Here is a 25,079-nt window from a genome sequence, read left to right as displayed (position 1 = left end):
GATGACGATGGCCGGCATGGGCAAGTTCGACTGGGCGGATCCGTTTTTGCTGGACGACCAATTGAGCGAAGACGAACGCATGATCCGTGACAGCGCGAAGGCCTATGCCGACGACAAGCTGGCACCGCGGATCATCGACGCGTTCCAGCACGAGCATACCGATCCCGCGATTTTCCGCGAGATGGGCGAACTCGGATTGCTCGGGCCGACCATTCCCGAGGAATATGGCGGCGTCGGTGCGTCCTATGTCGCCTATGGGTTGGTCGCGCGCGAGGTGGAGCGGATCGACTCAGGGTATCGCTCGATGATGTCGGTGCAGTCGAGCCTGGTGATGTACCCGATCAACGCGTTCGGCTCCGAGGCGCAGAAGCGCAAGTTCCTGCCCAAGCTTGCGAGCGGCGAATGGATCGGCTGCTTCGGCCTGACCGAACCCGATGCCGGCTCCGATCCGGGCAGCATGACGACGCGGGCGAAGAAGACCGCGAACGGCTATGTGATCTCGGGCGCGAAGACGTGGATTTCCAATTCGCCGATCGCCGACGTGTTCGTGATCTGGGCGAAGTCCGACGAGCATGGCGACGCCATCCGCGGTTTTATCCTGGAGCGCGGCATGAAGGGGCTGGAGACGCCCAAGATCGAGGGCAAGCTGAGCTTGCGCGCGTCGATCACCGGCATGATCATGATGGACGAGGTCGAGGTCGGCGACGACGCGTTGCTGCCCGACGTGCAGGGCTTGAAGGGGCCGTTCGGCTGCCTCAACCGCGCGCGCTACGGGATTTCGTGGGGCGCACTCGGCGCGGCGGAGTTCTGTTTCCACGCGGCGCGGCAATACGGCCTCGATCGCAACCAGTTCGGGACGCCACTCGCCGGACGTCAGCTGTACCAGAAGAAACTCGCCGACATGGAGACCGAGATCGCACTCGGGTTGCAGGCGTCGCTGCGGGTCGGACGACTGATGGACGAGGGCCGGTTCGCGCCGGAGATGGTCTCGATCGTCAAGCGCAACAACGTCGGCAAGGCACTCGATATCGCGCGGATGTCTCGCGACATGCACGGCGGCAACGGGATTTCGGGCGAGTATCAGGTGATGCGTCACATGATGAACCTCGAGACGGTCAACACGTACGAGGGGGCACATGACGTACACGCGCTGATCTTGGGGCGCGCGATCACGGGTATCGCGGCGTTTTGACATCCCCCGTCACCCCAGCGAAAGCTGGGGTCTCCCTCCGCAAGGGCACGCTCCATTACCGGGAGATCCCAGCTTTCGCTGGGATGACGAACTTGGGTGACGCGTTGATAAAGATGGGTGATGGGATGAGACCGTGGTGAAAGACACCCCCCTCACCAGCCTCAAAGTCGTCGAACTCGCGCGCATTCTCGCCGGGCCCTGGGCGGGGCAAGTCCTCGCCGATCTCGGCGCCGACGTCATCAAGGTCGAGAGCCCTGCCGGCGACGACACCCGCACTTGGGGCCCGCCGTTCATCGACAACCCCGACGGCAGCCGCGACGCCGCGTATTTCCACGCCGCCAACCGGGGCAAGCGGTCGGTCGTGGCCGACTTCACCACCCCCGAAGGCCAAGCCGTCGTCCGTGACCTGATCGCCGACGCCGACGTCGTGATCGAGAATTTCAAGGTCGGCGGGCTCGCCAAATACGGGCTCGACTACACCACGCTTGCCGCGATCAACCCGCGGCTCGTCTATTGCTCGATCACCGGGTTCGGGCAGGACGGGCCTTATGCCCCCCGCGCGGGCTACGACTTCATCGTCCAGGGCATGAGCGGAATCATGGACCTGACCGGCGAGCCTGATGGCGCACCGCAGAAGATCGGCGTCGCGTTCGCCGACATCATGACCGGACTGTATGCGGTGATCGCGATCCAGGCGGCGCTGGCGATGCGCGAGCGCACAGACCGGGGTCAGCACATCGACATGGCGCTGTTCGATACGATGACCGGGGTGCTGGCGAACCAGGCGATGAACTGGTTCGCGAGCGGCGTGTCGCCAACGCGGGTCGGGAATGCGCATATGAATGTGTGCCCGTATGCAGTGTTTCCGTGCCTTGATGGGTGGTTCATCCTCGCGGTTGGCAATGACGGGCAGTTCCGGCGGTTCTGCGACGCGATGGGCTCGCCCGAGATGCGCGACGATCCGCGGTTCGCGACGAATGCCGGGCGGCTGGCGTTCAAGGACGTCCTGTTCGCGGGGATCGAGGCGGCAACGTCTCGGGTGGCGAAGCTCGAGTTGCTTGCGCGGCTCGAGGCGGTCGGGGTGCCGGCAGGGCCGATCAATACGGTCGCGCAGGCGTTCGATGATCCACAGGTTGTCGCGCGGGGGATGGCGATCGATGTGGCTCGGCCCGATGGGTCGTTGGTGCCGGGGCTACGTACGCCGATCCGGTTTTCGGAGGCTGAGCTTGCGACTGGTCGGGCCGCGCCGATGCTAGGGTCGTCCGAGTAGGCCGGCGCTCCTCCCTACAACCACCCCCACACCATCGTCACCCCAGCGAACGCTGGGGTCTCATGCGGCAAAGCGCGCGGCTCGAACCGGGAGACCCCAGCTTTCGCTGGGGTGACGGACGTTGCGGGGGTGACGGACGTTTCTCGGGTTGCGGCTAGGGTTGGCGGCGAATGGTGCCAAGGTGACGGATGGGGCGGTTCAGGCCGAAGAGTTCAGGCCGCGACCTCTGTCACCGGCTTCCGGGCGTACAACCCGTACGCCAGGATCAGCGCATAGCAGATCGCCGGGAGCAGCAACGCGAAGTGCAGGCTGCCCGACGTGTCCGCCAGCATCCCCGTCAGATACGGGATGATCGCGCCGCCGACGATCGCCGTGGCGATCACGCCCGAGCCTTCCGCCGCGCGCTTGCCGAGACCTTCCGACGCGAGGCTGAAGATCGTCGGGAACATCACCGCGTTCATCAGGCCGATCGCCAGCAGCGCCCAGCCCGACAAAGCGCCCTCGGTGTTCGCCGAGATCAGAATCAGTGCCAGCGTCCCCGTCGCGACGCCCGCGAGAACCTTGCCCGGCGACACCTTGTTCAGCACGTACGCACCGATGAACCGGCCGACCAGCGCGCCGCCCCAGTAGAACGGCACGTGCTTGCCCGCCGCGACGTCGCTCAGGCCCATCACGCTCGGCTGCATCAGGTAATTGACGATCAGCGAGCCGACCGCGACTTCGGCGCCGACGTACAGGAAGATGCACGCCGTTCCCATCGCGAAGCGCGGGCGCTTGAGCAGCGTGAACGCGTGCAAGATGCTGCCGGTCTGCTCCTGCTCCTCGTTGAGCCGGTTACGGCGGGTCCACACGACCGCGGCGACGATCAGCAGCGCGATCGCGAGACCGATATAGGTGTGCACGACCGTCCGCGACGACTCCGTCCGGTACGCGTCGAGCGCGGCGCCGGTGAGCGTCGAGGAGTCGACCGTCGCCAGCCCGCCGAGGATCAGCGCGGAGCCGACATACGGGAAGATGGTGGTGCCGAGCGAGTTGAACGCCTGTGCAAACGTGAGGCGGCTCGAGGCGGACTTGGGATGGCCCAGCGCGGAGATCAGTGGGTTGGCGACGACCTGCACGACGGTGATGCCCGCGCCGAGCACGAACAGCGCGAACAGGAACATGCCGAAGCTCGCCTGGCCTGCGGCCGGGATGAACAACAGGCAGCCCGCGGTCATCGTCACGAGGCCGATCGACGCGGTCCGCATGTAACCGGCCTTGCGCACGATCGCCGCGGCGGGGATCGAGAACAGCGCATAGGCGAGGAAGAACGCCGACTGGACCAGCATCGCGGTCGCATGGTCGAGCGTGAAGAGCTCCTTCATCTTCGGGATGATGATGTCGTTCAGCGAGGTGATGCCGCCGAAGATGAAGAACAGCGCGAACACGAACACGCGCAGGTCGGGCGCGTCGTAGCCATGGCTGGCATCGCCGCCGGCTGCCCCATCCTGACGGGGTGTGGATTTGGTATCGACGTGCATCGTGTTGCGCCCTCTCGCGGTATTATGCGCGCGACATAAGCCGGGGCGCCGCTGCGTGGCAATGGCGCGCGGGAATGCTGCTTGGTGCGATCCGCGCGGACCGGCTAGGACGGCGACCATGAGCCGCTTCACCGTCAACAACGAGCCGATCGAATACAAGCTAGACAACGAGACGCCGCTGCTGTGGGCGTTGCGCGACGCGTCGAACCTGACAGGCACGAAATATGGCTGCGGTACGGGGCATTGCGGCGCGTGCACGGTGGACATCGACGGGCGCGCAGTGCGCAGTTGCCGCGTACCGATCGGGTCGATCGAGGGCGCCTACGTCACCACCATCGAAGGTCTGTCGCGCGAGCGCAATCATCCGGTGCAACTGGCCTTCATCGCGGAGGCGGTGCCGCAATGTGGGTTCTGCATTCCGGGGATGGTGATGGCCGCCGCCGCGCTGCTGAAACGCAACGCGGACCCGAGCGAGGCGCTGATCCGCGAGCAGATCACCAATCTGTGCCGGTGCGGGGTCTATCCGCGCGTGGTCGAGGCGGTGCAGCGCGCCGGGCGGGCGATGCGCGGGGAAGAGGTGATTCCGGCGGGGCCGCGGCCGGGGATCGATCCTGCGGATTCAGCGCGATTGGTGCCTGCTCTGGTCCCCCCGCCGGCGCGGTAGAGCGCGCGCGCAAAACCAAGCATGGTCTCCCGCGAAGGCGGGAGTCCAGACTGAGCTGCCGCCTTCGCGGGAGAAACTGGGCTGCCGCCTTCGCGGGAGAAACTGGGCTGCCGCCTTCGCGGGAGAACTGGGAGGGCGATCTTGTGCGCGTGACTCGATCGCTTGCACGGTTAGCCGCCGCGATCGCTGCATCACCCCGGCGGAGGCCGGGGCCCAGTTGGAACGTCCAGCGTGATAGATCGCAGTACGTCGTTACACGCCATCCCCAACTGGGCCCCGGCCTTCGCCGGGGTGGTCGTTATTTACGGTAAGCTCCGCGGCGCATTGGCGGCGAAGTATTGTTGGTATAAAACTACAAAATTCACCCCCAAACCTGTCTAATCACTGACGAACCCATTCAGCGTCCCCACACGCCGCACCGTCTAGACCGCGCCCATCATAGGAGTCGGCTTGTGCGCCGGCAGTCGAGGACCACCGCGATGACGGGCAAGTTTCTAAAACTCTTGATGGCGGCGTCGGCGTTGGTGCCGGCGACGTTCATGGCAAGCACCGCCAGCGCACAACAGGTCGAGCAGGACCGTGGCGATCGCGGCCCCCGCGATGACCAGCGTCAGGAGCGCGCGCCACGCGCCGACCGCGGGGATCGCGGGGATCGCGGGGATCGTGGTCCGCGCCAGAACGGCCAGGCGTTCCAGCAACAGCGTCCCGCCGCCCCCGATCAGCCCCAGCGTCCGCAACGCGCCGACCTGGACACGCGCGCTCAAATCCGCGGAGACCGTCCTGACTTGAACGGCCAGGACCGGCCCGGCCAGCAGACCGGCCAGAACCGCGGCGACTGGAATCGTGGCGACTTGAGTCGCGGCGACTTGAATCGCGGCGACTTGAATCGTGGCGACTTGAGTCGCGGTCAGGGTCGCCCCGGTTTCGTCCCCGGCAGCGATCGCGGCAACCAGCAGGCGGATCGCGGCCAGTTCGATCGTAACGATCGCCAGCGCGATTGGCGGAATGATGGCCGCACCGGCGACCGAGGCGACTGGCGTGGTGACCGCGACGGTTACCAGAGCCGCCAGCCCAACCGTGCGTACGGCGCCGCGCCTGGCTATGGCCGCGGCGGCGACGAAAGGGGCCGCTACGATCAGGGCGGATACAACCAGGGCCGCTTCAACCAGGGCCGCTTCAACCAGGGCGGCGCGTGGAACCGTGGCTGGCGCAACGACAACCGCTACGCCTGGAGCAACTACCGCGCGTCGAACCGCGGCGCTTACCGCCTCCCGCGCTATTATGCGCCGAGCGGCTGGGGATCGGGCTATCGTCGCTTCGGAGTCGGCTTCTCGCTGAACAGCATTCTCTACAACCAGAATTACTGGATCCAGGACCCGTACACCTATCGCCTGCCCGAGGCGTACGGCCCGTATCGCTGGGTGCGCTATTACAACGACGCGTTGCTGGTCGATCTCGACAACGGCCGCGTGGTCGACACGGTGTACGACATCTTCTGGTAAGCGCCCGCCTACCCGTCACGCAGTAACAGGGGAGAGCCCCGTGGTGACAGACGTCGCCGCGGGGCTCTTGCGTTTCCCCCTCTTGCCTTTCGGGGCCAGTTCGCCAAATCCTGCGGCGTGGGTATCTTTTCAAAAGCCAAGAAGGTCGATCCGGCCATGGCACTCCGCCAGGCCGCCGGATCGCAGGTCGCCGCCCGGCTCAACGCCAATCCCGCGGTGCAGCGCATCGCGATGGACACGGTGCAGTTCTATTACCAGTCCGACTTCCTCGATCCCAAGACCTGCAAGCAGCTGATCGCGATGATCGATTCGAAACGGCGGCCGTCGACCTTGCTGTCCGATCGCCCGAACAGCAGCTTCCGCACCTCGGAGAGCTGCGACATGGATCGCTGGTCCCCCGAGGTGCAGCCGACCGACGAGGCGATCGCCACGCTGCTCGGCATCGACCTCCTCCACGGCGAGACGATGCAGGGCCAGCGCTACGCCCCCGGCCAGCAATTCCGCGCGCATCACGATTATTTCCACGAGTCCGAAAGCTATTGGGCCAAGATGCAGGAGCAGGGCGGGCAGCGTACCTGGACCGCGATGGTGTTCCTCAACGACGTCCCCGAGGGCGGCGCGACGTGGTTCCCGCAGGCCGGCATCAAGATCGCCCCGAAACGCGGCATGCTGCTGGCGTGGAACAACATGAACCCGGACGGGACGCCGAACGGGCTGACGCTGCACGAAGGCATGCCGGTGATGGAGGGCGTGAAGTATATCGTGACGAAGTGGTTCCGCGAGCGGCCTTGGATCAAGTGAGGCCGGGGCGAGCTGCAGCCTTGCGGGGACGAGGCCTCCCCGCCTGCTCTGGCGTCATTCCAGCGGAAGCGGGAACCCATAAAGGTTAGCCTCGGCGATCTGACCGCAACCGCGGCGTATAGGGATCCCCGCCTGCGCGGGGATGACGAAGTTGGAGGCGGTTTCCCCTATTTCCCTACTGCGTCGTTCCCTGTCCATCACCGTTCGTCCTGAGTAGCCGTCGAGTAGTCACCGAAGGCGGCGTATCGAGACGGCGTATCGAAGGACAGGTTGGCGCGCGGAACCCATGCTTCGATACGCACCCTCGATACGCTTCTGCGAAGCTACTCGGTCGCTACTCAGCACGAACCGGTGCGGGGGGCGGGAGCGTCTTCTCCTTCCACCGCCCCCCACCAACAAGCCCCCTCTCCACCCCCTTCACGTCATCCTGACGAAAGTCAGGATCCAGAGCCATGAACGCCCACCCCCATAATCCTGGATCCTGACTTTCGTCAGGATGACGGTGCGAGCGCTCGCCCAATGCACGGTCCGCTCGACAATCCCCCCGCAGCCACTACGTCCGAGACATGACAGTTCTCGGCGTAACCTCCTCCATCCTCGGCCAACCCTGGCGCTGGCGCGCGCTCGCCGCAGACGGCCGGGACGGTTTCACTGGCGACGACCTCGTTACCCAGCTCCTGCTCGCCCGAGGCTGCCCGCGCGACGTGCTCGATGCGCACCGCACCCCCTCGATCCGCGCGTTCATGCCCGACCCGTCGATCTTCCGCGACATGGACCGTGCCGCCGAGCGCCTTGCCGACGCCGTCCAGGCGCAGGAACAGGTTGCGATCTTCGGCGATTACGACGTCGACGGCGCCACCTCCGCCGCGCTCATGGTCCTGGTCCTGCGCGACCTGGGGATCGAAGCGCGCCCCTACATCCCCGACCGCCTGCTCGAAGGTTACGGCCCCTCGGGCGAAGCGCTGGTCCGCCTCGCCGGCGAAGGCGCCACCCTGATCGTCACGGTCGACTGCGGCGCGCAGGCGTTCGACGCGCTCGACGCAGCTCGCGACGCGAAGGTCGACGTGATCGTCATCGACCACCACAAATGCTCGACCGCGCTCCCGCACGCGTTGGCGCTGGTAAACCCCAACCGCCTCGACGAGACCGAAGGCGCCGCGCACGGCCACCTCGCCGCGGTCGGCATGTGCTTCCTCGCCGCCGCCGCGCTCGTCCGAAGCTTACGCATCCGCGGCTTCTTCAAGGACCGTGCCGAGCCCAAGCTGATCGACCTGCTCGACATCGTCGCACTCGGCACCGTCGCCGACGTCGCTCAGCTCCGCGGCCTCAACCGCGCGTTCGTGTCGCAGGGCCTGAAAGTCATGGGCGCGCGCAAGAACATCGGCGTCGCCGCGCTGATCGAGGCCTCGCGCCTGACCCGCAACCCGACCTGCACCGACCTCGGCTTCGCGCTAGGGCCCCGCATCAACGCCGGCGGCCGCGTCGGTCGCGCCGATCTCGGTGTCCGTCTGCTCACTACGCAGGACCCCGACGAAGCGCGCGCGATCGCCACCGAACTCGACCGCCTCAACGAGGAACGTCGCGCGATCGAGACTGCCGTCCAAGAGGCCGCCGACCTCCTCTCGAGCCGCGACCGCGCCGTCGCGGTGGTCGCGGGTCATGGCTGGCACCCCGGCGTGATCGGCATCGTCGCCGGCCGCCTCAAGGAGAAGCTCGGCCGCCCGGCGATCGTCATCGCGATCGACGAGAACGGCATCGGCAAGGGTTCCGGCCGCTCGATCCCCGGCGTCGATCTCGGCGCCGCGGTGATGGCCGCGCGCGAACACGGCCTGCTGGTTGCGGGTGGAGGCCATGCGATGGCCGCCGGCCTGACAATCGACGCCGCCGCGATTCCCGCCTTCACCGACTTCCTCGAAGAGCGCCTCGCCGCCGCCGTCGAGCGCTCCAACGGCGACCGCGCGCTCCTGCTCGACGCAGTCCTCGCGGCGGGCGGCGTCAACCCCAGCCTCGTCGAATCGATGGAAGCCGGTGGCCCGTACGGCATGGGCTGGCCAGCTCCCCGCGTCGCGATGGGCCCGGTCCGCATCATCAAGGCGGACATCGTCGGCAACGGCCACGTCCGCACGATCGTGGCGGGCGATGACGGCCGCAGCATCAAGGCGATGGCCTTCCGCGCCGCCGAGAGCGCGCTGGGCCAGGCGCTGCTGGGCGCCGCCCCCCACCGCAAGCTCTGGCTGGCGGGCCGCGCGAAGATCGACGACTGGTCCTCGCGCCCGTCGGCCGAGCTTCATGTCGAGGATGCGGCATGGGCGGACTAAATTGTTGCACCGAAACGCTTGACGCCCCGCCCCCTTCCCCTTAGTCGGCCTCCACCACGCAGGCCCCTTCGTCTAGCGGTTAGGACGCGGCCCTTTCACGGCTGAAGCACGGGTTCGATTCCCGTAGGGGTCACCATAATCTGCCAAAGCGTCAGATTCGATGGTCGGCCTCTAACAACTTAGCCCATTTCCGGACTTCTTGAGCGCGGGCACGGCTTGCCAATCCCCTGGTCTAGACACGTCGGACTAGGCGCGCCGAGGTGATGGGCCAGGACACGGGATGGTTGGAGCCGAATCGCGATGACGCGGTCTTGGCTAACGCAGCCCTTCGCGTACGACGTGTCACAGCGATGCAGACGAGCGGGCCGGTAAAGCCCGGCCTCGGTTATCATCTCTTCGGGCCGATACGGCTGTCACACAAAACGATATGGTGAGGTCATTATGATGTCAGACCAGCATCATGCTATTTTCCCGGCAATACGCGTGGGCCTCATCGGATACGGGTTTTCCGGCAAGACCTTCCATGCGCCCTTGATCATGGCCGAACCCGACCTCGTCCTGACGGCGATCGCGTCGAGCGACGCGGCAAAGGTCCGTGCAGATTTTGCAGAGATCGTCATTCATGCCGATCCGCAGTCGCTGATCGCCGCTGCCGACATCGACCTGGTCGTCATCGCGACACCCAACGACACGCATGCGCCGCTTGCCCGTGCGGCGATAGCGGCAGGCAAGCATGTCGTCGTCGACAAGCCCTTTACGCTGAATCTCGACGAAGCACGCGACCTGGTCGCGTTGGCGGCGCAGCGCGACGTACTGCTTTCGGTGTTTCACAACCGGCGCTGGGACAGCGATTTCCTGACGATCCGCGCGGCGATCGAAGAGGGCGTCATCGGCGAAGTCACGCATTTCGAATCGCATTTCGATCGCTACCGCCCTTTGGTCCGCGATCGCTGGCGGGAAAATGCCGGCGTCGGCAGCGGCGTCTGGTTCGATCTCGGGCCGCATCTGGTCGATCAAGCGCTTCAGCTTTTCGGGCTGCCGGACCGGATACGAGGATCGCTCTCGGGACAGCGCGTCGGCGCCGTGACCGACGACTGGGCGCACGCGGTCCTCGATTACGGCGACCGTCGGGTCGTGCTGCAGGCGATCATGCTGGCGGCCGGCGGTACCCAGCGCTTCACCGTCCATGGTACCGCCGGCAGCATCACGAAACGGCTTGCAGACCGTCAGGAGGAACAACTGATTGCCGGTATGCGTCCCGGTGCGCCGCACTGGGGCGAGGATCCCGATCCGCTGATGATCTACGACGCGGCCGACGTTCACGTGCGTCCAGCGTTGGCGGGCGACCAACGCGCCTATTACGACGGTATCGCCGCTGCACTGTCGGGCCGCGGCCCAAACCCGGTCGAACCGATCGAGGCGCTCGCGTGCATGGCTGTCGTCGAGGCCGTCCGAATATCCGCGTCATCGGGGACGACCGTCGCAGTCCCGCTTGCCGACGCTGAGCGAGAGGCCGCTGAACTGGCTTTGGGAGCCTTCAAAACGCGCGCGTCCACCAGACCGGCCACGATCCGGCGCGCGTAAACACGCGGCGATCACAGCGCGGTCCGTCGTGATCGCACCCGGTGCAATCATCCGCCGAGCCACTCGCTACGGCGCCTCCCCATCCCGCTCCAATATCCTGCACGCCTGTTTCAGATGCGGCGCGTCGACCATCCGGCCGTCGACCTGCAACGCACCCGCCTCCGGCTGCGCGGCGAACGCAGCGACGATCGCGCGCGCATGTGCGATCTGCGCCGCATCGGGCGTAAACGCGGCGTTGATGGTCGCCACCTGCGCCGGGTGGATCGCCATCATGCCCGTGAAACCATCGCGCGCCGCGCGCTTCGCATACGCCTCCAGCCCCGCCACGTCGCGAAACGCCGGATACACCGTCTCGATCGCCGGTACCCCCGCCGCATGCGCGCCGAACAGCGCCAGCGACCGCACCATTTCGTAAGGCGCGGTATAGCGACCGTCGTCCTCGCGCGAGGTTGCCGCACCGATCGCGGCGGGCAGGTCCTCCGCCCCCCAGGTCAGCCCGGCGAGCGCCACGCCGCACGCCGCATAGCTGCTGAGCTGGAAGATCGCCGCGGGAGTCTCGGTCGCGATCGGCAGGATCGGCGCGTCGATCCCCGCCGCCGCCAGCCGCTTGGCGAGCAAGCGAACACTCGCCGCCCCTTCCGCCTTGGGCAACACGACCGCATCCGGTGTCAGGCCGTATAGTGCCGACAGGTCCTCACGGCTCAGGTCGGTATCAAGCGGGTTGATCCGGACGAAGACCGCGACGTTGCCGCGCTCCGTGCGCAACCGCCCCGCGACCGCCGCCCGTGCGGCGTCCTTTGCCGAAGCCGCCACCGAATCCTCGAGGTCGAGGATCAGCGCGTCGGCGCCACTGGCCGCGGCCTTGTCGAACCGTTCAGGCCGATCGCCCGGCACGAACAGCAGCGATCGCAACCTCATGCCGGCGACCTGTTGATCAGCGCGCTGCGCAGGCACTGGCAGACGATCTCGTCGCGCTGGTTGAGCAGGCGGTGCGCGAACGTGACGATCCCCGCATCGGGTCGCGACCGGCTTTCCTTCAGCGCATGCACCTCGGTCTCGGCGCGCAACGTGTCGCCGATGAACACCGGCTTCGGCATCACGAGCTTGTCGTAGCCGAGGTTCGCGACCAGCGTGCCGAGCGTCGTGTCCCCCACCGACAGCCCCACCATCAGCGCGAACGTGAAGGTGCCGTTGACCAGGATCTGCCCGAACTCGCTCGCGCGCGCCGCCTCGGCGTCGAGATGCAGTGGCTGCGGGTTGTGCGTCATCACCGTGAACAGCAGATTGTCGGTCTCGGTCACGGTGCGACGGATCTCGTGGACGATCGTGTCGCCGACCGTCCAATTGTCGTAGAAACGCCCGGCCATCATTCGCTCCCTTTATCGATGCGCGCGAGCATCGTGCCTTCGGATACCTGCGCGCCTTCGGTTACCTTCAGTTCGGCGACGACGCCATCGAACGGCGCGAGCAACGCCTGCTCCATCTTCATCGCCTCCAGCACCAGCATCCGCTGGCCCTTGGTCACCGCCTGCCCGGCCTCGACCAGCACCGCGATGACGCGGCCCGGCATGGGCGCCAGGATCGCGCCGTCGCCCTCGCCCGCCCCGGCGATGTGGTCGGCACGGCGCGGACCGAACGGCCACGCCTCGCCGTCGAGGTACAGGACGCCGTCCGCGACGACCGCCGCCGACGCCTGGTCGCCGGTGACGAGATACGGCTTGCCCGCGACCTCGACTGCGACCTGCGAGGACGGCGCGGCATTGGTGCGAAACCCGCGCAGGCTGGTCCAGGGATCACCGGTCACTGTAGGAAGGATCGCCGCCGCCGCCGCCGCCAGTACGGCCGGCGAAGGCTCTGCCGCCGGGATCAGCGCATCGGCATGACGCTCGATGAACCCGGTATCGACCCGCCCCGCGACGAAATCGGAATGCGCCGCGGCACGCGCGAGGAAGGCGGCGTTGGTCCTGACCGGCCAAACCTGCGTACCGCGCGCCGCCGCCGCCAGCTTGCCCGCTACTTCGCCGCGCGTCGCACCGTGGACGATCAGCTTGGCGATCATCGGGTCATAATAGGGCGTGACCTCGCCGCCTTCCTCGACGCCGCTGTCGATGCGGACGCCGTCCGGAAAGCGCAGCCGATCGAGTGGGCCGGTCGACGGCAGGAACCCCGTGCTCGGGTTCTCGGCATAGAGCCGCGCTTCCATCGCCCAGCCGGTGATCGACAGTTCGTCCTGTCGCTTCGGCAGAGGTTCGCCGCTCGCGACGCGCAACTGCCACTCGACCAGATCCTGCCCGGTGATCGCCTCGGTCACCGGGTGCTCGACCTGGAGCCGGGTGTTCATCTCCATGAACCAGATCCGGTCGGCACGCAGGCCGTCCGATCCGTCGGCGATGAACTCGATCGTTCCGGCGCCGACATAGTCGACTGCGCGCGCCGCCTTCACGGCCGCCTCGCAGACCGCGGCCCGCGTCGCGTCGTCCATGCCGGGTGCGGGCGCTTCCTCGATCACCTTCTGATGGCGGCGTTGCAGCGAACAGTCGCGCTCGAACAAATGGACCGCGCCGCCGTGCGTATCGCCGAACACCTGCACCTCGATATGCCGCGGCGAGAGGATGTATTTCTCGATCAGCACCTGCGTGTTGCCGAACGACGACGCGGCCTCCCGCTTGCAGCTCTCCAGCATCTCGGCGAAGTCGGCCGCGGCATCGACCTTGCGCATGCCCTTGCCACCGCCGCCCGCCACCGCCTTGATGAGGACCGGATAGCCGATCGCTTCGGCTTCGGACTGCAATCGCTCGGGCGTCTGGTCCGCGCCGAGATAACCCGGCGTGACGGGCACGCCCGCAGCGATCATCCGTTCCTTGGCGGCGTCCTTCAGCCCCATCGCGCGGATCGCGGCGGGCGGCGCGCCGACCCAGACGAGACCCGCGGCGAGCACGCTCTCGGCGAACTCGGCATTCTCCGACAAGAAGCCGTAGCCGGGGTGGATCGCCTCTGCGCCGGTCGTGCGCGCCGCCTCCAGCAGGCGGTCCTGCCGCAGATAGCTGTCGGTAGCCGCCGCGGTACCGATGCATACCGCTTCGTCGGCCTCGCGGACGAACGGCATGCCGGCATCGACGTCGGAATGCACCGCGATGGTGCGGATGCCGAGCCGCCGTGCGGTGCGGATGATGCGGCGGGCGATCTCGCCGCGATTGGCGATAAGGAGACTCTGGATCATGCTTAGCTTTCCAGTCGCAAGGCGATAGCGTCGGTGCCACGTTCGGCGACCGCGTCCAGGATGACGGTGACGATGCGATCGAACCGCGCGCCGATCGTCGCGCGCGCCGCTGCGGCGTTGACGATGTGCAGGCGGATCGGCGGCGCGACGACTGCTACGAGCAGGTCGAACAGTGCGTCGAGACTGCCGCCATACCACTCAACGCCCGATGCCTCGCGGATCAGCGTATGGAAGGCGGCTTCGTCGGCGATCGAGGCACCTTCGATGGTCAGGTCCATGCCCATCACATCCGGAACAGGCCGAACTGTGCGCGCTCGGGGATCGGCGCGTTCAGCGTGGCGGAAAGGGCTAGGCCAAGGACGTCGCGGGTCTGCGCGGGATCGATGATCCCGTCGTCCCACAGCCGCGCGGTGGCGTAATAGGGATTGCCCTCGTCCTCGTATTTCTGGCGGACCGGCGCCTTGAAGGCCTCTGCCTGCTCCGGCGTCCAGCTGTCCGCATCGCGGTGGACGGTCGCCAGCACGCTGGCCGCCTGCTCGCCGCCCATCACCGAGATCCGCGCATTGGGCCAGGTGAACAGGAAACGCGGGGCAAACGCACGCCCGCACATCCCGTAATTGCCCGCGCCGAAGCTGCCGCCGATCAGCACGGTGATCTTGGGCACCGACGCGGTCGCCACCGCGGTCACCAGCTTGGCGCCGTTCTTGGCGATCCCCTCCGCCTCGTATTTGCCGCCGACCATGAATCCCGAGATGTTCTGGAGGAACAGCAGCGGCACGCGGCGCTGGCAGGCGAGTTCGATGAAATGCGCGCCCTTCAGAGCGGATTCGGAAAACAGCACGCCGTTATTGGCGAGGATCGCAACCGGCATGCCCCAGATCTTGGCGAACCCGCAGACCAACGTGGTGCCGTACAACGCCTTGAACTCGTGGAACTCCGAGCCGTCGACGATCCGCGCGATCACCTCGCGCACGTCATACGGTGCGCGAACGTCCTGTGGCACGATGCCGTACAGCTCCGCCGGATCGTATTTGGGTGCGCGCGGGGTGGCGATCTCGATGTCGACGGACTTCGGACGGTTCAGCGTCGCGACGATATCGCGGACGATCAGCAGCGCGTGCTCGTCATTCTCCGCGACATGATCGACCACGCCCGACTTGCGGCCATGCGTTTCCGCGCCGCCCAGTTCCTCGGCGGAGATCACCTCGCCCGTCGCCGCCTTCACCAGCGGCGGGCCGGCGAGGAAGATCGTCCCCTGGTTGCGGACGATCACGCTCTCGTCCGACATCGCCGGCACATAGGCGCCGCCCGCGGTGCAGCTTCCCATCACGCACGCGATCTGCGCGATGCCCTCCGCGGACATCTGCGCCTGGTTGAAGAAGATGCGGCCGAAGTGATCGCGATCGGGAAACACCTCTGCCTGATGCGGCAAATTGGCGCCCCCGCTATCGACCAGATAGATGCACGGCAGCCGGTTCTCGCGCGCGATCTCCTGCGCGCGAAGATGCTTCTTCACGGTCATCGGGTAATAGGCGCCGCCTTTCACCGTGGCGTCGTTCGCGACGATCATGCATTCGCGCCCCGACACGCGACCGATCCCGGCGATCATCCCCGCACCGGGCGCGCCGTCGTCGTACATGCCGTTCGACGCCAGCGCGCCGACCTCAAGGAACGGCGAACCCGGATCGAGCAACCGCTCGACGCGGTCGCGTGGCAGCAGCTTTCCCCGCGACACGTGCCGCGCACGATGCTGTTCCGACCCACCCAAGGCGGTCTTCGCGATGGTCGCGCGCAGCGTCTCCGCTAGTGCCCGGTTATGCGCCGCGTCCGCCTGGAACGCTTCGGACGTCGCATCGACCTGTGTCGTGAGCGTCGGCATTACTGGGCCTTAGGCGCGTCGTGACCGATCAGCTCGCGCCCGACCAGCATCCGGCGGACCTCGTTCGTCCCCGCACCGATATCGAGCAGCTTGGCGTCGCGCCAATAGCGCTCGACCGGCCAGTCCTTGGTATAGCCCGCCCCGCCCAGCGCCTGGATCGCCTCGTTCGCGACCTTCACCGCGTTCTCGGACGCCAGCAAGATGCAGCCCGCGGCATCGAACCGAGTCGTCTGACCCGCGTCGCACGCCTTGGCGACCGCATAGACGTACGCGCGCGACGAATTGAGCGCGACGTACATGTCCGCGATCTTCGCCTGCATCAGCTGGAACTCGCCGATCGGCCGCCCGAACTGCTTGCGCTCGCGCACATAGGGCAGCACCACGTCGAGACAGGCCTGCATGATCCCGAGCTGGATGCCCGACAGCACCACGCGCTCGTAATCGAGCCCCGACATCAGCACGCCGACGCCGCCGTTGAGCGGCCCCATCACTTGGCTCTCCGCCACGAAGCAATCGTCGAACACGAGTTCGGCGGTCGGCGACCCACGCATCCCGACCTTGTCGATCTTCTGCCCGATCGAGAAGCCGGCGAAATCCTTCTCGATCAGGAACGCGGTGATGCCTTTCGATCCGGCGTCGGGTATCGTCTTGGCGTACACGACCAGCGTGTCGGCATAGGTCGCGTTGGTGATCCAGAACTTGGTGCCGTTCAGCCGCCAGCCGCCATCGACCTTGTCCGCGCGCAGCTTCATCGACACGACGTCCGAGCCCGCACCCGCTTCCGACATGGCAAGGCTGCCGACATGCTCGCCGGAGATGAGCTTGGGCAGGTATTTCGCCTTCTGCTCAGGCGTCCCCCAGCGGCGGATCTGATTGACGCACAGGTTCGAATGCGCGCCATAGCTGAGCCCGACCGATGCGGACGACCGGCTGATCTCCTCGCACGCGATCAGATGCTCGAGATAGCCGAGCCCCAGGCCGCCATCAGCCTCCTCGACGGTGATGCCATGGAGCCCGAGCGCGCCCATTTCCGGCCATAGCTCGCGGGGAAAACTGTCCTCGGCATCGATGCGCGCCGCGATTGGCTCGATCCGGTCGAGTGCGAACCGCCGCGTGGTGTCGCGGATCATGTCGGCCATCTCGCCGAGCCCGAAATTCAGGTCTGCCATCATCATCTCCTGTCGATCTTTTGCCGACTATCTACGGGATTGCCCGATCGCTGGAAAATTGAAAGATCGCGATCAACGCTATAGATAATGTCTATGATCGATCGCTATCATCTGCGGTATTTCCTATCCGTCATCGATACCGGCAATTTCTCGCGCGCGGCGGCGGCCTGCAACGTGTCGCAGCCTACTTTGTCGGTCGGGATCGCCAAGCTCGAAACCGCGCTGGGCCACCCGCTGTTCAACCGCACAAACCGACGCGTCGCGCTGACCGATGCCGGCGCGCGGCTGGTCTCCCATGCCCGCACGATCGAGGCGACCTTCGCCGCTGCCGAACGCGAGGTGATCGGCACGCCGACCCAGCAGACGCTGCGGCTCGGCGTGCTGGCGACGACGCCGCGCCGCTGGATCGAGGATTTCCTGCGCGAACACCGGTCGCGCGGCGCCGGCAGCCAGATCGAGATCGTCGAGGGCAAGGAGCGCGACCTGCGCGAGCGGCTTGCGCGCGGCCGGATCGACGTCGCCTTGATGCTGCTCCGCGATGGCGACGATTACGCCAGCCAGCGGCTCTTCACCGAAGGCTACAGCCTTGCGCTAGGCGTGTCGCACCCGCTCGCGGGTCGCGACGTGATCCGCGCGGAGGAACTCGGCAACGATCCGATGATCGTCCGTCGCCACTGCGAACTGCTGCCCGAGACCAGCCGCTTCTTTACGACGCGGGGCGTGCGCCCGGTGTTCGCATCGCGCACGACCAGCGACGACAAGGCGCTGAGCTATGTCCGCGCCGGCCTGGGTGTCACCGTGATGCCGGACTGTTTCAGCGAGCCCGGAATCGTCCACGCACACCTCGAAGGATTCGACTTCACCCGCGATATCGGTCTCGTCTTCGCACCGCATGCCGACCCGCACGAGCTTGCCCAATCGCCGACGCTCGCCGCGCTGGTCGCGGCGATACATCCCGACGAGGTCTCCTGATGCCACCGCGTGCAGCTCGAGGCCGACGACCCGCTGCTCGCGATGCTCGCCTCCCACGACGTTCGTCCGTCCAGAGCCCCTCCCCTCCGAATACTGCGCAAACGTCACCGTTGGAGCGCATTTCCAAAGGTGAAGCCCTTGGGGATCAGGCCGTGCCTTTGTCCTTTGTTTCGGGCATGGCCAGCGCATACAGGCCCAACCCCAGTGCCGCGATGGTCGCCAGCGTCAGGAAACTGGCGGTGTAGCCGGCCCAGACGATGATAGCGCCGGCAAGCGTCGCCGACAGCGCCGCCCCCAGCCCCTGCGCGCTCGCCACCGCACCCTGGCTGACGTTGAAGCGGCCGGTGCCCTTGGTCAGGTCGGCGATCACGACCGGGAACAGCGCGCCGAAAATGCCTGCGCCAATGCCGTCCATCGCCTGCACGCCGACCAGCCACCACGGATCGTCCGACACGGTGTAGAGGGCGCCACGCGCGGCGAGGAACGCGAAGGCGACCAGGAACAACGGCTTGGTCCCCCAGCGCTCGGTGTTGCGACCGACGACGATCGCGACCGGCACCATCACCAGCTGCGCTGCGACGATGCATGCGGCGGTGAGCGAGGTCGCCAGATCCTTGCCGACGGTGCGCGCCAGAAGCTGGCTGACCGAGGTCAGCATCGCCGCGTTGGCGAGGTGGAACAGGAACGCAGCGAGCGCGAAGATCATCAACGGCTTGTTTTCCAGCAGCGTCTTCCAGCCGCTCGGCTGCTCACAATCGGAGGCGTCGTCGTCCGCGGCGGCCTCGTCCGGTTCGCAATCGAGCCCGCGCGCGACCGCGTTGTCGATGTCGTCGTTCTTGATCCGCGAGGCGCTCACGATGCTCGCGACGGTCAGCCCGCCCATCAACCAGAACACCACGACCGGGCCGAACTTCCAGGCCAGCACGCCGGCCACCGCCGCCGAGACCGCGTTGCCCGCGTGATTGAACGCTTCGTTGCGGCCGACTCGCTTGGCGAACAGCTTGGGTCCGGCCAGTCCAAGCGTGATCGCCGAGATCGCGGGCGCGAACACCGCGCCGGCGATAGCCGCGACCGACTGCGTGACGGCAACCGCGGTAAAGCCGGTGACGATCGGCAGCGAGATACTGCTGAGCGTGACGAGCAACGCGGCGATCATCACGATCCGCGGCTTGTTCCTGGCGCGGTCGATCAGGCTGCCCGCGGGGGTCTGCGAGATCAGCCCGACGATCCCGGCGATCGTCAGGATCGCACCGACGGTCGCCTCGTTCCAGCCATGCGCCGGCCCTCGCACCGCGATCAGATAGATCGCCAGATACGGTCCAAGACCGTCGCGGACATCGGCCAGGAAAAAGTTGAGCGCGTCGAGCGTGCGCGTCGGGATGTTTCCCGACTGTCTCCCTCCACCGGCGATTTTGGGCGCGCTGTCCGCGATTATGGCCATCAGGAGTCCCTATACGTCGCTATTCGTCGAGCGCTAAAGAGCTGGCCAGCGGCAAAGTTTCCAGCACCGGGGAATATATATACGATCGGGTTTTTCCCAATGATCTCCAAGGTTAAACCGAAACTGAACGAGCGGGTTCAGGATGAAATCATGAAAGAAATGTCACGGAACGAAGCGCCTATCCTTGCGCTTGGCTGCGAACGATCGAAACGACTTGGAATAAACTATAATGGCAGGATGCCTGACGTGGATTCACTCTAGCGACCGGCATATCGACGAAGCCGATGGGTACGACAGGCTGTCACGATTTGGTGCGCCCTCAGCCGTTGTGCAAAAGCACAGGGACCAGCCGTCAGAGCGCGGCATCGACGGTGCGCAGCGGGGCCTCGACAAGAATGGGCTCGACCGGTGATCCGTGTCACGAACTCGCGGGCTCCAGTGACGGCGCAGCGTAAATTTTCGGACGGGACAGCCGCGACGTGACTCAACCCGACATAGCGGCCCGATACGCGATCTGGGCGGTCTGTTTCATCGCGACGTTCGGCGTGATTGCTCGGCCGTTCAAGCTGCCTGAAGCGGTGTGGGCGGTGACCGGGGCGCTCGTGCTCGTCGTGTTCGGCCTGTTGCCGATCGGCGAAGCGTGGGCCGCGGTATTGAAGGGCAGCGACGTCTATCTCTTCCTGATCGGCATGATGCTGCTGTCGGAAGTCGCGCGGGCGGAAGGGGTGTTCGACTGGGTCGCGGTGCAGGCCGTCCGGATGGCGAGAGGATCGACCAACCGATTGTTCGCGCTCGTGTTCGGTGTCGGCATCGTCGTGACAATTTTCCTGTCGAACGACGCGACCGCCGTCGTGCTGACCCCGGCGGTGTATGCCGCCGCGAAGAAGGCGAAGGCGGATCCGCTGCCGATGCTGTTCGCCTGCGCGCTGATCGCCAATGCGGCCAGCTTCGTGCTGCCGATCTCGAACCCTGCCAACCTCGTGCTTTACGGTGGCCAGATGCCGACGCTCGGCGCGTGGATGGCGTCGTTCGCGCTGCCGTCGGTGATGGCGATCGGCGTGACGTTCCTGATGTTGCGCTGGGTCGAGCGCGAGCGGCTGGGCGGCACGTGCGAAACCGACGTGACGGCGATGACGCTGCCGCGTGGCGGGATCGTCGCGCTCGGCGGGATCGTCGTGACCGCGGTGCTCCTCATCGTCGCATCGGCGCGCGGCTATGATCTGGGCCTGCCGACGTGCCTGGCGGGTATCGCGACAACTGCGGCGATCTGCATCGGTGGTCGCAAGTCGCCGGTCTCGACGGTGCGGTCGGTATCGTGGGCGGTCCTGCCGCTGGTCGCCGGACTGTTCGTGCTGGTCGAGGCGCTGGCGAGCACCGGCGTCATCGCGATGCTCGCCCGGTGGTTGGCCGCCGGGGCCGCCAATTCGCCCGCAGCAACAGCCGGGATTGCGGGGACGATCCTCGCCTTCGGGTCGAACCTGATGAACAACCTGCCCGCCGGGCTGATTGCAAGCACGACGCTGGGTCAGGCGCATGTTCCGCAGATCGTCACCGACGGGCTGTTGATCGGCGTCGACCTGGGGCCGAACCTGTCGATCACCGGCTCGCTGGCGACGATCCTGTGGCTCACCGCAATCCGTCGCGAGGGCGAGGATGTCGGGTTCTGGCGCTTCCTGAAGGTCGGGGCGGTGGTCATGCCGCCAGCCCTGTTCGCCGCGCTCGGGATGCGGTTGCTGATCGGCTGACCCTCCGCACGCGAAACGACGCGGGCGTTGCCACCCGCGTCGTGTGTCGGATCAGGCGCTAAGCTTGGCCGCCGTCTCGGCGATGCGCTTGCCCTGATAGCGCGCGCCGTCGAGCTCGTCCTTGCTCGGCTGGCGGCTGCCGTCGCCATCCGACAGCGTCGTCGCGCCATAGGGCGAGCCGCCCTTGACCGCGTCGACGCCCATTTGCCCCTGGAAGCCATAGTCGAGCCCGACGATCGTCAGCCCGTGATGCATCAGGTTGGTGATGATCGAGAACAACGTCGTTTCCTGGCCGCCATGCTGGCTCGCGGTCGAGGTGAAGGCGCCGCCGACCTTGCCGATCAACGCGCCGGAGAACCACTGGCCGCCGGTCGTGTCCCAGAACTGCGCCATCTGCGCGGGCATCCGGCCGAAGCGGGTCGGTGCGCCGACGATGATCGCGTCATACTGCTCCAACGCGGCGGGGCCTTCGATCTCTGCATGCCCGCTGTCGGTCTTGAAATGCGCGGCTTCGATCACCGACTGCGGTGCGGTTTCGGCGACGCGGCGGATGTCCACCTCGGCACCACCGGCGCGCGCGCCTTCGGCAACGGCGTCCGCCATCTGCTCGATATGGCCGTAGGACGAGTAATACAGCACGAGAACCTTGGTCATCTGTCAGTCTCCTGGAAAGTCCGTCACCCCAGCGGACGCTGGGGTCTTTATGGGGCGGGTGCGGCGGCTCGAACCGAGATACCCCAGCTTTCGCTGGGGTGACGGTAAAGGTCGCCGCGGGACGCTTACTCCGAGTCTACCAGAACGATCTCGGCGTCATCCTGTGCCGTGATCGTCACCGTCTGGCCGCCCAGCAGCGCCGCTCCGTCGCGCGCGCCAAAGGCTTCGTCGCCGATCGTGATCGCGCCCGTCGCGGGCACCAGATACACGTGGCGGCCGTCGTCTATCGCATAGTCGACGCTATCCCCGGCCTTCAGCGTAGCGGCCAACACCCGGGCATTCGCGCGGATCGGCAATGCATCGACGTCACCCTCGAACCCACTCGCAAGCGTTACGAACTGCCCGGAGCGCTCGCCCTTCGGGAACGGCTTGGCACCCCAGCTCGGCGAACCGCCCTTGCGCGACGGCTCGATCCAGATCTGGAAGATCGTCGTCGTCTCGGGCTCGAGGTTATACTCGGCATGGCGGACGCCGGTGCCTGCGCTCATCACCTGGACGTCGCCGGCCTCGGTACGCCCTTTGTTGCCGAGCGAGTCCTGGTGGGTGATCGCGCCGCTGCGGACATAGGTGATAATCTCCATGTCCTGATGCGGGTGCGGCGGGAAGCCCGAATTCGCGGCGATCTGGTCGTCGTTCCACACCCGGATCGCGCCCCAGCCCATCCGCGCGGGGTCATAGTAGCTGGCGAACGAGAAATGGTGCCGCGCGTTCAGCCAGCCGTGATCGGCATGGCCCAGGCTTTCGAAGGAGCGGCGTTCAACTTTACTCAAGGTCGTGGTCGTCATGACATGTCTCCACTGGTTGACGCCAAGATAAGCGCGTGGATCAAGACGTAAATAGAAACGCTGGAAACCGATCGTTTCGCTGCTAGCGTACCGGCTGTAAGTAATCCTCCACGCAAGGGGGAGAATACAATGAAGGAGCTCCCCTTATGCGCCTGCCCGATCTCGAAGCCTGGGCGATCTTCGCGAGCGTCGTCGAGCATCGCTCGTTCAGCGCCGCTGCCGACGCGATCGGACTGAGCAAGGCGACCGTGTCGAAGGCGATTACGCGGCTCGAGGCGCATCTCGGCCAGTCGCTGTTCCACCGCACCTCGCGCCGTCTCGCCCTCACCGAGGCTGGTAAACCTCTTGCCGAGCATGCCGGCCGTATCCTCGCCGAGGCCCGGCTTGCCGAAGAGTCCGCCAACGATGCCGCGAGTGCGCCCACCGGTCGTGTCCGCCTTGCTGCGCCGATGAGCTTCGGGATCAAGAACGTCGCACCGCTGCTCGCCGAATTCCTCGCCGCACATCCGGGAATAGAGGTCGATCTGCATCTGTCCGATGCGCGTGTCGATATCGTCGCCGAAGGGTTCGACATCGCACTCCGTATCGCCGAGTTGCCCGACAGCTCACTCCGCGCGCGCCGGCTCTGCACGATCCAGGCGCATCTCGTTGCGGCGCCGCGATATCTCGAGGCCAACGGCACGCCGACGCATCCCGCGCAACTCGGCGAGCACAAGCTGTTCGGCTATTCCAACGTCGTCGGGCCCTGGCGCTTTCAGGGTCCCGGCGGCGCGGAGGTTTCGGTTCGCGCGGAAGGGCCGCTGACCGCCAATAGCGGAGAGGCGATCGTACCGGCGTTGGTCGCCGGGCTCGGCATCGCGCGGCTGCCCGATTTCATTATCGATGCGTACCTGGCGACCGGGGCGCTCACGACGATCCTGCCAGAATGGGCCCCCGCCCCGATCGGGCTGCATCTTCTGACCCCGCCCAGCCCATTACGCCCTGCCCGTGTCGAGGCGCTGATCGAATTCCTGACGAGGCGGCTCCGGGACCCGCTCTGAAGGCGGCATAATAGCCCTTGGGTGCGGGGTAGCAGGATTCGTCCCGGTCCAGGCTCGCCCTGACGCGCGGAAGACCCAGACGCGACCCGATTCGGCATCCTTCTGCAGAGACACTCCGTTCCTGTTGCCGCTTTCAATCCGCGTCGACGCCCTGCGTCGGCATTGCGCGCAACCGCCAGCGATCGAGATTTTTCTTGCCCATCATCGTTACCGCAGCCGACTATGAACGGCTGGCCGACGCGGAGCTTTATGCTGCCGCCACTGCCGATACTTTGGCACAGCGCCGAACGCATCTCGACCAGGCTTCAGTATATGCGACGCTCAGCGAGACGATTCGCAATGATCTCGCCCGGCGAGACGACCGCTGACGGCAAATTGATTGCGCACGCCGCACTATAATGCGGTGCAAACCGAGGGGCTCGATCACGCGGCCATGAGCCTTAGCTCGAAATTAACCTTTTGCCTTCAGATGTTGTGTGGTTAATAAATCTAAGTCGAGCTGCAGACATGGGGTGTCGGGCGGTCTCGCGACAAGGGGACGACGCATGCGGGTTCTGCTGATCGAGGACGAGCCGACCACGGCGAAGGCTATCGAGCTGATGCTGACGACCGAAGGGTTCAACGTCTACATCACCGATCTCGGGGAAGAAGGCCTCGATCTGGGCAAGCTGTATGACTACGACATCATCCTGCTCGATCTGAACCTGCCCGACATGCATGGCTACGACGTGCTCAAGCGGCTCCGGGTCGCGCGGGTATCGACGCCGGTGCTGATCCTGTCGGGCGTGAACGAAATGGACTCGAAGGTGCGGAGCTTCGGTTTCGGCGCCGACGACTATGTTACCAAGCCGTTCCACCGCGAGGAACTGGTCGCACGCATCCACGCCGTGGTCCGTCGCTCCAAGGGTCACAGCCAGTCGGTCATCCGGACCGGCAAGCTGGCCGTGAACCTCGACGCGAAGACGGTCGAGGTCGGTGGCAGCCGCGTGCATCTGACGGGCAAGGAATATGCGATGCTGGAGCTGTTGTCGCTCCGCAAGGGCACCACGCTCACCAAGGAAATGTTCCTCAACCATCTTTATGGCGGGATGGACGAGCCCGAACTGAAGATCATCGACGTGTTCATCTGCAAGCTGCGGAAGAAGCTCAGCCTGGCATGCGATGGCGAGAATTACATCGAGACCGTCTGGGGTCGCGGCTATGTGCTGCGCGAGCCCGACGAAGCGCTCGAAACCCAGGTCGCGTAACTCCCCCGTATTCGGG

At 66.2% G+C, this 25,079-nt stretch carries 22 protein-coding genes and 1 tRNA gene; 13 read left to right on the top strand and 10 right to left on the bottom strand.

The annotated features are described in order from the left end of the window. Window positions 1–7: 7 nt before the first annotated feature. Both SPHN_RS09490 and SPHN_RS09485 read left to right on the top strand, forming a co-directional pair. Entirely contained in the window at window positions 8–1,192 is a 1,185-nt protein-coding gene (locus tag SPHN_RS09490; RefSeq protein ID WP_248522899.1) for an acyl-CoA dehydrogenase, read from the top strand. Between the two features lie 133 nt (window positions 1,193–1,325). Then, window positions 1,326–2,462 (top strand): CaiB/BaiF CoA transferase family protein, encoded by a 1,137-nt coding sequence (locus SPHN_RS09485; RefSeq protein WP_432715069.1) that lies wholly within the window; start codon window positions 1,326–1,328, stop codon window positions 2,460–2,462. A gap of 212 nt (window positions 2,463–2,674) precedes the next feature. Here SPHN_RS09485 and SPHN_RS09480 read toward each other — a convergent pair whose 3' ends face one another. Beyond that, window positions 2,675–3,982 carry a sugar MFS transporter gene (locus tag SPHN_RS09480; RefSeq protein ID WP_248522897.1) on the bottom strand — a complete coding sequence of 436 codons (1,308 nt, stop codon included), beginning with the start codon at window positions 3,980–3,982 and terminating at the stop codon, window positions 2,675–2,677. Window positions 3,983–4,100: 118 nt separating this feature from the next. Between SPHN_RS09480 and SPHN_RS09475 the strand changes: the two genes are divergently transcribed. The 6 genes from SPHN_RS09475 to SPHN_RS09450 all read left to right on the top strand — a co-directional run bounded on the left by SPHN_RS09475 (window position 4,101) and on the right by SPHN_RS09450 (window position 10,851). Next, the gene (locus SPHN_RS09475; protein ID WP_248522896.1) at window positions 4,101–4,646 is read left to right on the top strand and encodes a (2Fe-2S)-binding protein; all 546 of its coding nucleotides are present in this window, start codon (window positions 4,101–4,103) and stop codon (window positions 4,644–4,646) included. A gap of 479 nt (window positions 4,647–5,125) precedes the next feature. Then, window positions 5,126–6,148: an RcnB family protein gene (locus tag SPHN_RS09470; RefSeq protein ID WP_248522895.1), complete on the top strand. Its 1,023-nt coding sequence runs from the start codon at window positions 5,126–5,128 to the stop codon at window positions 6,146–6,148. Between the two features lie 117 nt (window positions 6,149–6,265). After that, window positions 6,266–6,949 carry a prolyl hydroxylase family protein gene (locus SPHN_RS09465; RefSeq protein WP_431358286.1) on the top strand — a complete coding sequence of 228 codons (684 nt, stop codon included), beginning with the start codon at window positions 6,266–6,268 and terminating at the stop codon, window positions 6,947–6,949. 566 nt (window positions 6,950–7,515) lie between these two features. Further along, complete coding sequence (gene recJ, locus SPHN_RS09460; protein ID WP_248522894.1) at window positions 7,516–9,267, top strand: single-stranded-DNA-specific exonuclease RecJ; 1,752 nt, start codon at window positions 7,516–7,518, stop codon at window positions 9,265–9,267. 61 nt (window positions 9,268–9,328) lie between these two features. Then, window positions 9,329–9,403, top strand: a tRNA-Glu gene (locus SPHN_RS09455). Between the two features lie 347 nt (window positions 9,404–9,750). After that, window positions 9,751–10,851: an oxidoreductase gene (locus SPHN_RS09450; RefSeq protein WP_248522893.1), complete on the top strand. Its 1,101-nt coding sequence runs from the start codon at window positions 9,751–9,753 to the stop codon at window positions 10,849–10,851. 66 nt (window positions 10,852–10,917) lie between these two features. Here the strand turns inward: SPHN_RS09450 and SPHN_RS09445 are convergent, their stop codons facing one another. From SPHN_RS09445 to SPHN_RS09420, 6 genes are read right to left on the bottom strand one after another with little or no spacing between them, the layout of a single operon-like run. Then, on the bottom strand, window positions 10,918–11,769 hold the full coding sequence (locus SPHN_RS09445; RefSeq protein ID WP_248522892.1) for an HpcH/HpaI aldolase/citrate lyase family protein: 852 nt from the start codon (window positions 11,767–11,769) through the stop codon (window positions 10,918–10,920). Further along, on the bottom strand, window positions 11,766–12,218 hold the full coding sequence (locus SPHN_RS09440) for a MaoC family dehydratase (RefSeq protein WP_248522891.1): 453 nt from the start codon (window positions 12,216–12,218) through the stop codon (window positions 11,766–11,768). The genes SPHN_RS09445 and SPHN_RS09440 overlap by 4 nt, the downstream gene beginning before the upstream one ends. Further along, window positions 12,218–14,071, bottom strand: coding sequence for an acetyl/propionyl/methylcrotonyl-CoA carboxylase subunit alpha (locus SPHN_RS09435; RefSeq protein ID WP_248522890.1), 1,854 nt, complete (start codon window positions 14,069–14,071; stop codon window positions 12,218–12,220). Before SPHN_RS09435 ends, SPHN_RS09440 begins: the two co-directional genes overlap by 1 nt. Window positions 14,072–14,073: 2 nt before the next feature. Continuing rightward, window positions 14,074–14,349 carry a barstar family protein gene (locus SPHN_RS09430; RefSeq protein ID WP_248522889.1) on the bottom strand — a complete coding sequence of 92 codons (276 nt, stop codon included), beginning with the start codon at window positions 14,347–14,349 and terminating at the stop codon, window positions 14,074–14,076. A 5-nt stretch (window positions 14,350–14,354) separates the two neighbouring features. Continuing rightward, window positions 14,355–15,950 (bottom strand): carboxyl transferase domain-containing protein, encoded by a 1,596-nt coding sequence (locus SPHN_RS09425; RefSeq protein WP_248522888.1) that lies wholly within the window; start codon window positions 15,948–15,950, stop codon window positions 14,355–14,357. Further along, complete coding sequence (locus SPHN_RS09420; protein WP_248522887.1) at window positions 15,950–17,119, bottom strand: isovaleryl-CoA dehydrogenase; 1,170 nt, start codon at window positions 17,117–17,119, stop codon at window positions 15,950–15,952. Before SPHN_RS09420 ends, SPHN_RS09425 begins: the two co-directional genes overlap by 1 nt. Window positions 17,120–17,212: 93 nt before the next feature. Between SPHN_RS09420 and SPHN_RS09415 the strand changes: the two genes are divergently transcribed. Continuing rightward, window positions 17,213–18,091, top strand: coding sequence for a LysR family transcriptional regulator (locus SPHN_RS09415; RefSeq protein ID WP_248522886.1), 879 nt, complete (start codon window positions 17,213–17,215; stop codon window positions 18,089–18,091). 145 nt (window positions 18,092–18,236) lie between these two features. Here the strand turns inward: SPHN_RS09415 and SPHN_RS09410 are convergent, their stop codons facing one another. Next, complete coding sequence (locus SPHN_RS09410) at window positions 18,237–19,532, bottom strand: MFS transporter (RefSeq protein ID WP_248522885.1); 1,296 nt, start codon at window positions 19,530–19,532, stop codon at window positions 18,237–18,239. Between the two features lie 479 nt (window positions 19,533–20,011). Here SPHN_RS09410 and SPHN_RS09405 point away from each other — a divergent pair, with 479 nt between their 5' ends. Next, window positions 20,012–21,277, top strand: coding sequence for an arsenic transporter (locus SPHN_RS09405; protein ID WP_248522884.1), 1,266 nt, complete (start codon window positions 20,012–20,014; stop codon window positions 21,275–21,277). A gap of 51 nt (window positions 21,278–21,328) precedes the next feature. Here the strand turns inward: SPHN_RS09405 and wrbA are convergent, their stop codons facing one another. Together wrbA and SPHN_RS09395 are read right to left on the bottom strand one after the other, a co-directional pair. After that, window positions 21,329–21,931, bottom strand: a complete 603-nt coding sequence (gene wrbA, locus SPHN_RS09400; RefSeq protein ID WP_248522883.1) for an NAD(P)H:quinone oxidoreductase — start codon at window positions 21,929–21,931, stop codon at window positions 21,329–21,331. A 125-nt stretch (window positions 21,932–22,056) separates the two neighbouring features. Next, a complete protein-coding gene (locus tag SPHN_RS09395) occupies window positions 22,057–22,776 on the bottom strand; it encodes a pirin family protein (RefSeq protein WP_248522882.1) in 720 nt (239 codons plus the stop codon). Window positions 22,777–22,922: 146 nt separating this feature from the next. Here SPHN_RS09395 and SPHN_RS09390 point away from each other — a divergent pair, with 146 nt between their 5' ends. The 3 genes from SPHN_RS09390 to ctrA all read left to right on the top strand — a co-directional run bounded on the left by SPHN_RS09390 (window position 22,923) and on the right by ctrA (window position 25,063). After that, window positions 22,923–23,816, top strand: a complete 894-nt coding sequence (locus SPHN_RS09390) for a LysR family transcriptional regulator (protein WP_248522881.1) — start codon at window positions 22,923–22,925, stop codon at window positions 23,814–23,816. Window positions 23,817–24,010: 194 nt separating this feature from the next. Continuing rightward, on the top strand, window positions 24,011–24,184 hold the full coding sequence (locus SPHN_RS09385) for a hypothetical protein (RefSeq protein WP_248522880.1): 174 nt from the start codon (window positions 24,011–24,013) through the stop codon (window positions 24,182–24,184). 177 nt (window positions 24,185–24,361) lie between these two features. Then, a complete protein-coding gene (ctrA, locus tag SPHN_RS09380) occupies window positions 24,362–25,063 on the top strand; it encodes a response regulator transcription factor CtrA (RefSeq protein WP_248522879.1) in 702 nt (233 codons plus the stop codon). Window positions 25,064–25,079: the final 16 nt, after the last annotated feature.

It is taken from the genome of Sphingomonas faeni (assembly GCF_023195535.1).
Classification (GTDB): domain Bacteria; phylum Pseudomonadota; class Alphaproteobacteria; order Sphingomonadales; family Sphingomonadaceae; genus Sphingomonas; species Sphingomonas faeni_B.
This window is presented reverse-complemented; position numbering and strand designations above follow the sequence as displayed.